Consider the following 11,529-nt stretch of genomic DNA (forward strand, 5'->3'; position numbering starts at 1 on the left):
AAAATGGCTTAAACGTGTTAGAAGCCTTATCCAGGATTGCTAAATATCAGGTTGGCACATACACTGATTAGTTACCTATTTTGTAAATAAGGCTTGCTTTTCCAGCAAATATTTCTTCTTCTGATTGCCCTCATATTGATAGGGTCTGTATAACAATCTTCAATAACTATTAGCACCATGTATATTGTATCAGGCAATTTTTTTTTGAGTATTCTATTCATTACTTGGGCAATGTGGTCACAGGCACAATCTAATGAAACACCCCAAAAAACTTCATTCAATGTCGATAAAACTACCTTATCACTGCATCAAATGTACTGTTTTAGCGCTCCAAACGATAGTATTACTCTGCAACAAATACTTACCCCTCGTTATCAGCAACAGTTTATCCACCCTCGTCGGTTTAATCTAGGATATTCTAGTGGCACACATTGGGTTAAAATTTACCTAAAAACGCTTCAACTTTCGGATAAAGTGGTCTTAGAGCTACCAGGCAATATTCCAAAGGTAGTCGTTTTTTATCCCCAATGGTCAGACTCAGTATATGTTTGGAAAAGCATGCATACGCAGATTGGTCAAAGTACTTTTTATAACCGAAGCATCCATTACCCGGCCAATGCCTTTCCTCTGGAAATAAGAGGCAAGCCCGATACGCTTGCAGTATATGTATGCCTCAAAACCAATCGTTCGGCAGCTCAGCTTCATTTTCAAGTGTACAAGGCAACTTATTTTCAAAATCAAGCCATTCATACGGTTGCTTTCAATGCATTGATTTACGGAATGATCATCGTCATGATTGTGTATAATTTTTTTATGCTTTTGGTACTCAAAGAAAGCCTGTACCTGCTTTATGTAATATTGGAGTTGCTAAGCCTATTGTTGTTTTCTATTAGTAGTGGGTATTATTTATATGTGCTTCCTAACGAGTATTTCTGGTGGTATCATAACAGTAAAATTCTTTGGTTGCTAATGATTGTCAACATATTGTTTGCACAAAAGTTACTAAATACCCACCTACATACCCCCAATATGCATCGAATATTTAGGTGGGTAACCCTAGGACTACTAGGTTGTTTGTTAGTGAATTTTTGGCATTCAAATGCCCGTTTTTCTATCCTTTGCTCATTGTTCACTTCCCTGATCTTATTGGGTTATGCCATTTACTTATATAGTCGAGGGGTAACGACTGCACGCTATTATTTGTTAGCCTGGGGGTTTTATGTGGCAGGCGGTATGATAAAAGCCCTTTTATTACTGGGTATCATTACTTCTCACCACCCATTTTTGCTGGCAGCGCCTCAAATAGGTCTGGCACTTGAAGCAGTATTTTTTTCGTTTGCGCTGGGTCATAAGATCAACCTTATAAAAAAAGAGCGATACATAGCCCAACAACAAGCACTAGAAAAGCAACAGGAAAATCAAGAACTAATTATTTCGCAAAAGGCTACCCTAGAACAAAAAGTAAAGGAGCGCACCCATCAGTTAGAAAGTGCAAAACAGGAAATCACCATTCAACATACGGCTTTGCTACATGTACAAGAAGAGTTACTGGTGCAGCAAGAAATGATAGAAGAACAAAATCAGGTATTGGTATATAAGCAAAAACATATCGACCAGAGTATAAAGGCTGCTCAAAAAATACAAGAGGCAATGTTGCCTTTTGATCAGCGAATAAAAGGCATATTCGCTGATTGTTTTGTATTAAACCGTCCCAAAGATGTAGTATCAGGCGACTTCTATTGGGTGGAGACGATAAATAACAAAGTATTTGTAGCCATAGCTGATTGTACTGGGCATGGGGTACCAGGGGCCTTTATGAGCATGATAGGTCATATTTTACTAGACCATATTATCAAAGTAAACAATATATACCAACCAGGGCAAGTACTGGAAATATTACATGCTAAAGTACAGCAGGCATTGCGTCAAAAAATATCTAATGATCGTAATGGCATGGATATAGGGCTATGTTTGATTGAAAACGTAGATAATACACGCTCCCTCCTCACGTTTGCTGGTGCCAAACGACCACTTTATTATTGGCACGCACAAAAGGGTGGCATCGTAGAGCTCAAAGGAACGCCAAAAGCTATAGGAGGAATACAACGTCAAGATATTTCGTTTGCTAACCAATATTTACACCTCCCCGCAGGCAGCATTATTTATTTGTCGAGCGATGGTTATGTAGACCAGAACAACCCACAACGCAAAAAACTTGGTAAGCGAAGGTTTATTGAGCTCTTACAGTCTTGCATACACCTTTCTTTGTCGACTCAATGTATATTATTTGAAGAAGAGCTATTGTCACATATGCAAGAAAGTGAACAAAGAGATGATATCTTGATGGTAGGTATACAAATGCTATCTTACCCAAAAAGGTAGACTATCTCTGTGATCAGGCAGTTTAAAAGGTTAAAAACGAAAAAAACTTCTTCTTAGAGCCTCATATCTGAAAAAACGTTCAACCGTAGTGGCTACTTTTTCGTAACTATATTGCAAGGTTTTTGTGGCAACGAGTCGCAAAATCACACAACCACCCTTTGTTAACCAACTTACTGCTCTCTTCCACAATAAGCTTATCTTCTCAGAAAAATCAATAACAAAAGTCACATAGTTTCTTTCAAGTACCTGTATTTGAAAGTTTTTAAGGTTTTATAACTCACTTATGCCTAATTTGGGTTGCTTTGTCCTGCTGAATGTCAAAACAGGGTTTTAACTGTTTTTGCCTGAAGACATTTGAAAATCTATAAAAACCACTATGGCTTGATTAGCATAAACTATGAAAAAACAAATTTGCTTATTATTAACTGTACTCCATAGTTGTTTTTTTAGTGCAACAGCTCAAGAAGATACCCTGTTCAGTTACTCACGCTCACTTTATAAACTATCAGTGCAAGACATCCGTTCTTCTACGTCGCTTGCTTCTGGTATCAAAGAATCGGTACTTGAAACTCCTGCATCTACGGTTATTATTACTGCTGAAGACATTAGGCAACGTGGCTACCTGGGCATAGATGAGATCATCAGCGATTTGCCTGGGTTTGATATTATTAACAGTTCTGGTGGTTTTGGGCAAATCAACGCTTACCAACGGGGTTATCGCACACCTTATACACAGCGCACACTTATTATGGTAAATGGCAAGGTAGACAATCACATGTGGACCCATGGTGCCTACCTCAGCAAGCAATACCCCATCAAGGCTATAGACAGAGTAGAGGTGTTGTACGGGCCAGCATCGGCGGTATATGGGGCCAATGCTTTTTTGGGTATTATCAACATAGTAACCAAAAAACAACAACAACTTGAGCGCAACCGCCTGGAGGCCAGTATTCATGGGGGGAGTTTTAACACTAAAGGGGCAGACGTACACTTAAGAGGAAAAGTAGGACAAGTGAGTTACAGCAGCGGATTTCGTTTTTTTTACAGCGACGAAGAAGATTTGTCCGGCCGTTGGGGGTATTTGTCTAATCGTTGGTATGGCAACCGTAACGCGTGGGGTCCTTTGCTCGATATTACATCCAAGCGGGGGCGCAAACTGGGTACTTACTATAACCCTACCAGCAACTGGGGGTCGGTAAATAAGTTTAACTATAAAAACTGGGAGTTGGGCATCATCAACTGGAACACTACCGATGGATTTGGGGCGCAATTTAACGCCGACAAGGGACAAAACAATGCGGGATGGAGCAGCAACTCGAACCAATACTACCTGGAGCATACACAAAAGGCTCAAAACCTAACGGTAAGGTCGCTGTTATTATACAAACACCAGCGGATATGGGGCGATTGGGCTGAAGCTGTAGCAGATGCGAACGCCCCCCAATATTCTTTTGTTAGTTACACCCAATGGAACACCTTTAACGACAGCTGGTTGTTTACCAGTGACTGGAATTATTCGCCTGGGAAAAATCTACAGTTACTTACTGGAGTGAAATACCAGCTTAAGCACCTGACCAAGTCGTATGATGTACCTGGTTATTGGGAGGGAGTGTTTAGTAGCATCACCTTTGACAACGAAGGACCTTATGGTGCAGGAGCAGGCATTGCTTATAGTACCGATAGCACCTATTACCGCCCCCCTGCCCCGGTAAGGGTGACTCCTAACAGTAACAGAATAGTGACCCATGATGTAGGTGGCTATTTACTGGGCATTTATGATTTGGGCAAGCTCAGGTTCAACACAGGCATTCGCTTTGACTATAACTCGGTATATGGCAAGGTAGTCAATCCCCGGATTTCGGTGATTTACCGCCCAGTGAGTAACCTTGCCCTCAAACTTAACTACGGGGAAGCTTTTCAAGAGCCAGCTCCTATGTTGTTATGGGGAGGCTGGAGCGGCCGGCTTGCCAACCCTGACCTAAAACCCGAAAAAGTACGTAGTCTTGAGGCAGGTGTTACCCACAAGGTGGCGGGTTTGTTGCAGGAGCTATCGCTGTACCATGCCCACTACCAAAACGTGATCAAAGAAGAAGCTGAAAACGCTGGAGACCGGAAAGTAATCGGGCTGGAGTATAAGCTTACCTATGTATTGCCCAATTTTTTAGGGTTTTGCAAAGGGCTCAAGGGATACCTTTATTATACTTTTAGTGATGTAATGAGTAGCATTAGGTTTGACCACAACACCCAACAATGGCAAAACGGCAACACTCCGCTGGGCGACATAGCCAACCATAAGTTGAACCTGGGCATACACTTGATGTTAACCGAGCGGCTGGGGCTCAACCTAAGGAGCAATATGGTAGGCGAACGTAGTTTATATACCAGAAACGCCCTCAATGTAAGGGGGCACACCTTGGCACCCCATGCTATTTTTAATACCAATATATCTTACAACATCGACCAAGTCACGCTTTCGGTCAAAGTAAATAATGTGTTTAACCATCACTTTCTGCAACCAGGCGTACATGCAGCCGATAGTGGCGATAATTTTTCGCAAAGAAGCAATGGGTTTTATAACTCGTTGATTCCCAATCCTGGGCGTTTCTTTTTGGCTGAAGTGAGTATAAAACTGTAGTTTGTCTTTTTCAAATACTTTTTTTTACCAAATAAAACCTATATCTTAAATAAAAAACGATTCGAACGATTGAGTACATTGTAGCTATATTATTTCGCATGACAATAGATTATCAAGGGATGGCAGCAAAGCTTTTGCGTTTCACTATTTTGTGGAGCGTTGGATTGATAGTATTGTTGGCTGGACAAGTACATGCGCAGGAAACCGAAGCGCAAGCTTTGCTTCAAAAAGCACGATCGTACAAAGCAAAACAGCAATATGCTACTTCGTTAGACTATTACATTCAGGCATACCAAAGCTACGACCGAACAGGCAATCAACAAACGCTGTCTTCCATCAATTATGAAATAGGGGCACTTTATGAGCAATGGGGAGTAAACGAGCGTGCGTTGCGTTACTACCAAAACGCTTATCAAACAAACCCTTCTACCCCTTTGTCGAATAAAATAGGCTATGTACACCTACAGCTTAAAAACTATACTCAAGCCCTTACTTATTACCATAAATCGCTGGATACTTATCGGGCAAATAACAACCTATCGAGGCAAATCTCCATTCTTACCCGTATTATAGATATTTATAAAACTCAAAAGAAATACACCAAGGCACTAGAATATAGTTTGAGAATAAAAGAACTGCAAAAAGCTGCCAATAACCCTACTGGAGTGGCTGAAGCTGCCAATAGCATTGGGTATTTTTATAAGTTTACCCGGCAGTTACGCAAATCACTGCAATCTTTTGACGAAGCATTGACGTATTACCGCAAGCAAAATGACCTTGAAAATGTGTGTACAATTTTGAGTAATCAAGGGATTATTTATCAGATTTTGGGCAACAATGATCAATCACTTGCTACGTTTGCGAAAGCAGTAAAAATAAGGGAAAGGCAAAACAACCAAGCAAAAACGGCGGAGTTATACAATTATATTGCAGCGGTTTTTTTGGCGATGAACAATCTCGAAGATGCGCGCTACTATACTACCAAAGCGGTAAAGCTAGGCGAACAGGCAAACAACCTACATTCGTTGGTGATTAGCTATGATGTGTTGTCGTTTATTTACCAAAAAAAAGGAAACAACGGTCGGGCATTGAAGTACTTTAAGCTATATGCCGCCATTAAAGACCAACAGATGCAACAAGAGCGTATAAGGCAAAATGCTTTGCGCAAAAGGCAGGCAGAGATAGATAGTACTGAGAATAAGTTAAGGCTGTTATTGGTAGACAAAGAGGTACAGGAGCTTGCCTTGAAAAAAGTAATGCTCGAAAAGGACAAAAAAGCCAAAGAAAACCAACTATTGAGAAGAGACCGGGAGTTGTTACAGCAAAGCAAGGCCTTGCAAAAAGCCAAACTACAAAAGGAAGAATTGGAACGGCAAAAAGCAGAGCAAAGCCTGTTGCTGACCCAACAACAACTCAATAAAGAAAAACAAGCCCAAAAAATTGCCTTGCTCCAGCAACAAGACAAACTACAGAAACTGGCGATTAAACAAAAAGAACTGAAAGAAAAAGAGATTCAGAAAGAGAATGAATTGCTGAATAAAAATAAGGCGTTGCAAGAGCTAAAGCTACAAAACGAAAAACATAAGCTGCAGAGCGAACAAAACAAACGCAAAGCTCAGGAGCAACTGTATATAGGCATTGGTATTTTGCTAAGTGTGGTCATTCTTCTGGTATTGGCAGGGTTTATTATGTCGCGCCGGGCAAACAAAAAATTAGCCAAACAAAATGACCAGATTGAGTCGCAAAACAAGCTGTTGCAAATAAGAAAAGAAGAGATTGCCACCCAAAATGAAGAGTTGATGCAAAACCACGAAGAGATTTTGTCTCAACGAGATTTTATTGCCAATAGTAACAAAAAGCTATCGAGCCAAAACGACAAGATTATGGCAAGCATCAGGTATGCACAAACCATACAACAGGCCATTTTGCCGTTTGAGGAAAAAATGGGGCAAATGTTTGCCGGGCATTTTGTGATATTTCAGCCTAAAGATGTGGTATCGGGCGATTTTTACTGGGTGAGCCAACACCGCCAACACTTGTTTGTGGCGGTAGTAGATTGTACCGGGCACGGGGTACCAGGCGCTTTTATGTCTATGATAGGCTTTTCGTTGCTCAACGATATTGTCAATAAAAATCAATGCATCGAGCCTGCTCAAATACTGACACGCATACATACCGGGGTGGAAAAAACACTGAAACAAAAGCAATCTGACAATTCGGACGGAATGGATATTTGTTTTTGCCGGATAGATTACCAGGAAAATGAAGAAGTGTTGGTGACTTTTGCTGGCGCCAAACGACCTTTGATATACAGCCACCAAGGACAACCAGAGCTCATCAAAGGCGACCGTACAGGCATTGGGGGCTGGCAACACAACAAAGCCCGAATTTTTAATAACCGGGAATTACGCTTGAAACGCGGCGATAAGTTGTACCTGAGCAGTGATGGGTATGCCGATACGCCAAACCCTCAGCGTAAAAGTTTTTCTTTTGTTGGGATGTATGAGTTGATCAAAAAGCATCAAGACAAGCCATTGAAAGAACAACAAAGAATACTGGTGCAAGCCTTGGTCGACCACCAACAAGATGCTGAGCAACGCGATGATGTAACCTTGATGGGAATAAAGCTCTAACAAAAACAGACCATTCGCAAATTGCTGGGGTAGTTGGCAAATAATACTTAAAAGTGTCTATTTCTTAAAGCTATTATTGGGCATTGAACCATTCAGTTTGTAAAAAGAAATGAAAACAGTAATATTGTGGTTTGTTGCACTGCTTTTTTTGGCTATGACCAGCCACCCCCTGCAAGCCCAAAACCACATGGATAAAAGATACAACAAGGCAAAAAAATTGATGCCTTTCGCCTTGATAGAGGAGACAGACTCTAAAGAGCTGGACGAAAAAAGGATATTGAATATATACCTGCCTCAGGGCTACAACTCTGAATCGGCAGACTCCTACCCTACCATTTATGTGCTCGATGGGTCGGCAGACGAAGACTTTCCTCATATTGCCGGGTTAGCCCAGTTTATGCAGATGTATAACTTGTTGCCCAAGTCTATAGTAGTAGGCATAGCCAATGTAGATCGTTACCGGGACTTTACCCATCCTACCCTTTACCAAAAGTACAAAAAACGGATTCCTACTTGTGGTGGCTCAGCAAAGTTTATGGCATTTGTAGAAAACGAAGTACTCCCACTGATAAACACCCAGTATAAAACCAATGGGCACCACACCATTATTGGGCAATCGTTGGGGGGGCTGGTTGCTACCGAATTTTTGCTAAAAAAACCTCATTTGTTCAACAACTACATCATTGTGAGCCCTTCGCTGTGGTGGGACGAAGAGTCGCTGGTGAAAGAAGCTGCTGAATACTTTAAAACCCAGGCTGCTCTCAAGAAAAAGATATTTATATCGCTGGGCAAAGAGCACAAAACCATGCACAAAGTAGCCAACCAATTGACCGAGGCCATCAGGCAATCGGGCAACAAGCACCTCACTTTGTTTTATGAGCCCATTCTTACCGAAGACCACACCACTATCTTACACAAGGCGGTATACCGGGCGTTTGAGCTATTGTACCCTAAATAAATAGTAAAGCAAGCATAGTTTGCCATACACAAATCTGTCGAATAATTAGTTATCTTTATCCTCCGAAAAACTGTTTTGCAAAAGTGAATGCTTGCATTTACTTTGTATCACAAAATAGTACATATCTGCTCATAGGAGACCTTTTAAAGGTATCATATTATACAACAACCGTTATGGAGAATTACTTCAGCAAATTTAGGCAGGGCATTATAGGTATAAACGCCCAAATAGCCACTCAGGAAGGCACCAAAAAAGTAGTATATGCCGATTGGACTGCCAGTGGACGAAACTATGCCCCTATAGAAAACCGTATTCAACGGCAACTGATGCCCTTGGTTGCCAATACGCATACCGAAACCAGCACCACGGGTATGGCTATGACCCACGCCTACCACGAAGCTCAAAGGATTATTAAAAAACATGTCAACGCCAACGAAGATGACTTGATCATTACTGCTACCTCAGGCATGACTCGTCTGGTAAACAAGCTTCAGCGCATTTTAGGTCTAAAATACCGCGAGACGCCCCCCAAAGATCAACGCCCGGTGGTTTTTATTACCCACATGGAGCACCACTCGAACCATACCAGTTGGCTGGAGACCTTGGTGATAGTGGAGATTATTCAACCTACAGCAGAAGGGCTAGTAGACCTCCACCATTTAGATAAACTACTCGAAAAGTACCACGAACGCCCGCTCAAAATTGCCTCGGTAACAGCTTGCTCGAACGTAACAGGCATTATGACCCCTTACCATCAAATTGCCAAAAAAATGCACCGCGCAGGGGGCTACTGTTTTGTCGACTTTGCTTGTTCGGCGCCCTATGTAGCCATTGACATGCACCCTGCCAAAGAAGGTGCCCACCTGGACGCCGTGTTTTTTTCTCCACATAAATTCCTGGGGGGGCCGGGTTCGGCGGGAGTACTCATTTTTAGCCGTCGCTTGTACCAACAACGTGTTCCTGATAACCCCGGAGGGGGCACCGTAGATTGGACCAACCCTTGGGGCAAACACAAGTATATAGACAACATAGAAGCCCGCGAAGACGGAGGAACTCCAGCCTTTTTGCAGACAATAAAAACCGCGATGTGTATTACGCTCAAGCAAGAGATGGGGGTAGAAAATATACTTAAGCGCGAGCACGAGTTGCTTGAGTTGTTGTGGGACAAGGTAGCACCTATTCCTAATGTACACATCCTTGCTTCGCAGCACCGCAACCGTTTGGCGATATTGTCTTTTTATATCGATGGCTTGCATTATAATTCAGGTGTGAAACTGCTCAACGATAAATTTGGGATTCAGTCGCGGGGAGGTTGCTCTTGTGCGGGTACTTATGGGCATTATTTGCTCAATGTAGACCCTCAACAATCGCAAAAAATTACCGACATGATCGATCGGGGAGATTTTTCGAATAAGCCCGGATGGATACGCATCTCGCTGCACCCTACCATGACCAACGACGAGGTGGTGTTTATTGCCGATGGCATTGAACAATTGGCAAAACACCACGAGCAATGGTGCCAGGACTACGGTTTTGAGGCAAAGTTAAATGGCTTGAGCGCGCAAAGCATTGCCGCTGATAATCAATTGAAAGAGGCAATGGTAGAGGCATTAATGGCTAACTTTGCCGCTGTAGAAGCTGAGGTTTTGTAATGAAGGAATTGAGCATCAATGATTGGTAGTCCAACTAGTACCTTATCCTCTAAGTAAATGCACTATTTATTTTGGATGAGATTTGTTCTCTGACGAACTTCAAAAATTGAGCATAGCCATAGCTACGCGATATTTTTTAAGTAAAGTCAGGGTGCGAATATCGCCAAAATAATGTATCAGGTATTTAGAGGTTGAGGTACTAGACTACCAATCATGTTTTTTGTTGCCAACAATCAGCTATCGACCGTAGACTTTTGCTCATCTACCACCTCCCTTACAAAGTCTTTCAGAATCTCTACTTGATCTTTGGCTAATTTCTCTCCATACTTGCCCACCCCATAAGCGGTCAATAAAAACACAATGGTCAGAGGAAATACAGCGATTAGGTTGGAGCTCCCTCCCATCAATATTTTTGAAAAAGCAAAAGAAGAGATGAAAAGCCCCAGGGTGCCCACCGCAAAATAGATAAACATAAACAAAGTCCAAACGGCAGGACGGGGACCAATCAGCCCTGATACCTTGGTTTGTTGGTCGTCGTCTTCGTCGGGCTCTATTCTCAAATTGAGCTGGGGCGACCAATAATGAACATCTTCGCCCACTATGTTTAGTATAATCAAGTCGTTGGCTTTTATTCCTTTCATATTGGCAGGCGTATTTTCGAGCAATAGTTCTACCTTATCCATTATCTCTTGATGGTGGCAAGGTACTATTAGCTTAAACCGGGGTCTGATATGTGTGATAGAAGAATCGATGGCTTTGAGGGTTTTAGTTTATATTATAAAATGGGTAAGATACATAATTATCTGCGGTTTTGCCATCAATAGTCCATAGTATTTAGGCGATAGCTACTACAGCCTCAAGTCCTTAGATGCTGTAGTAGCTATTTTAACTATTTTTTCGCCTCGGTTTGTGTCTTCCCCGCTGTGTTAAGTCTTCCCGCAGGGCGCCTTAACACTATTGATGAATAGAAGTCTTCTGACTTCTCCTCCGAGTTTGTTGTTGGAGAGAAAGTCTGGAGACTTCCCTGTATTCAAACTTTTAAGTGCGGTGATTATTAATGACCCCCGCTGTGTCAAGTCTTCCCACCGGGCGACTTGACACTATTGGGAATAGAAGTCTTTTGACTTCCCCTCCGAGTTTGTTGTTGGAGAGAAAGTCTGGAGACTTCCCCCCGCTGTGTCAAGTCTTCCCACCGGGCGACTTGACACTATTGATGAATAGAAGTCTTTTGACTTCCCCTCCGAGTTTGTTGTTGGAGAGAAAGTCTGG

At 42.1% G+C, this 11,529-nt stretch carries 6 protein-coding genes; 5 read left to right on the forward strand and 1 reads right to left on the reverse strand.

Translation table 11 applies throughout. The features are described 5' to 3' along the window. Window positions 1-177: 177 nt before the first annotated feature. From Q0954_RS30410 to Q0954_RS30430, 5 genes are all read left to right on the forward strand, one after another. Window positions 178-2,382, forward strand: coding sequence for a 7TM diverse intracellular signaling domain-containing protein (locus Q0954_RS30410; RefSeq protein ID WP_299464519.1), 2,205 nt, complete (start codon window positions 178-180; stop codon window positions 2,380-2,382). Between the two features lie 397 nt (window positions 2,383-2,779). Continuing rightward, on the forward strand, window positions 2,780-5,017 hold the full coding sequence (locus Q0954_RS30415) for a TonB-dependent receptor (RefSeq protein ID WP_299464522.1): 2,238 nt from the start codon (window positions 2,780-2,782) through the stop codon (window positions 5,015-5,017). 98 nt (window positions 5,018-5,115) lie between these two features. Next, window positions 5,116-7,650, forward strand: coding sequence for a tetratricopeptide repeat protein (locus Q0954_RS30420; protein WP_299464525.1), 2,535 nt, complete (start codon window positions 5,116-5,118; stop codon window positions 7,648-7,650). 109 nt (window positions 7,651-7,759) lie between these two features. Beyond that, window positions 7,760-8,608 (forward strand): alpha/beta hydrolase-fold protein, encoded by an 849-nt coding sequence (locus tag Q0954_RS30425; protein WP_299464527.1) that lies wholly within the window; start codon window positions 7,760-7,762, stop codon window positions 8,606-8,608. Window positions 8,609-8,781: 173 nt separating this feature from the next. Continuing rightward, complete coding sequence (locus Q0954_RS30430) at window positions 8,782-10,260, forward strand: aminotransferase class V-fold PLP-dependent enzyme (protein WP_299464530.1); 1,479 nt, start codon at window positions 8,782-8,784, stop codon at window positions 10,258-10,260. Between the two features lie 233 nt (window positions 10,261-10,493). On the opposite strand, the gene Q0954_RS30435 is transcribed toward Q0954_RS30430, so the two are convergent. Beyond that, entirely contained in the window at window positions 10,494-10,943 is a 450-nt protein-coding gene (locus Q0954_RS30435) for a hypothetical protein (RefSeq protein ID WP_299464533.1), read from the reverse strand. Window positions 10,944-11,529 lie beyond the last annotated feature (586 nt).

It is taken from the genome of uncultured Microscilla sp., assembly GCF_947493425.1.
Lineage (GTDB): Bacteria > Bacteroidota > Bacteroidia > Cytophagales > Microscillaceae > Microscilla.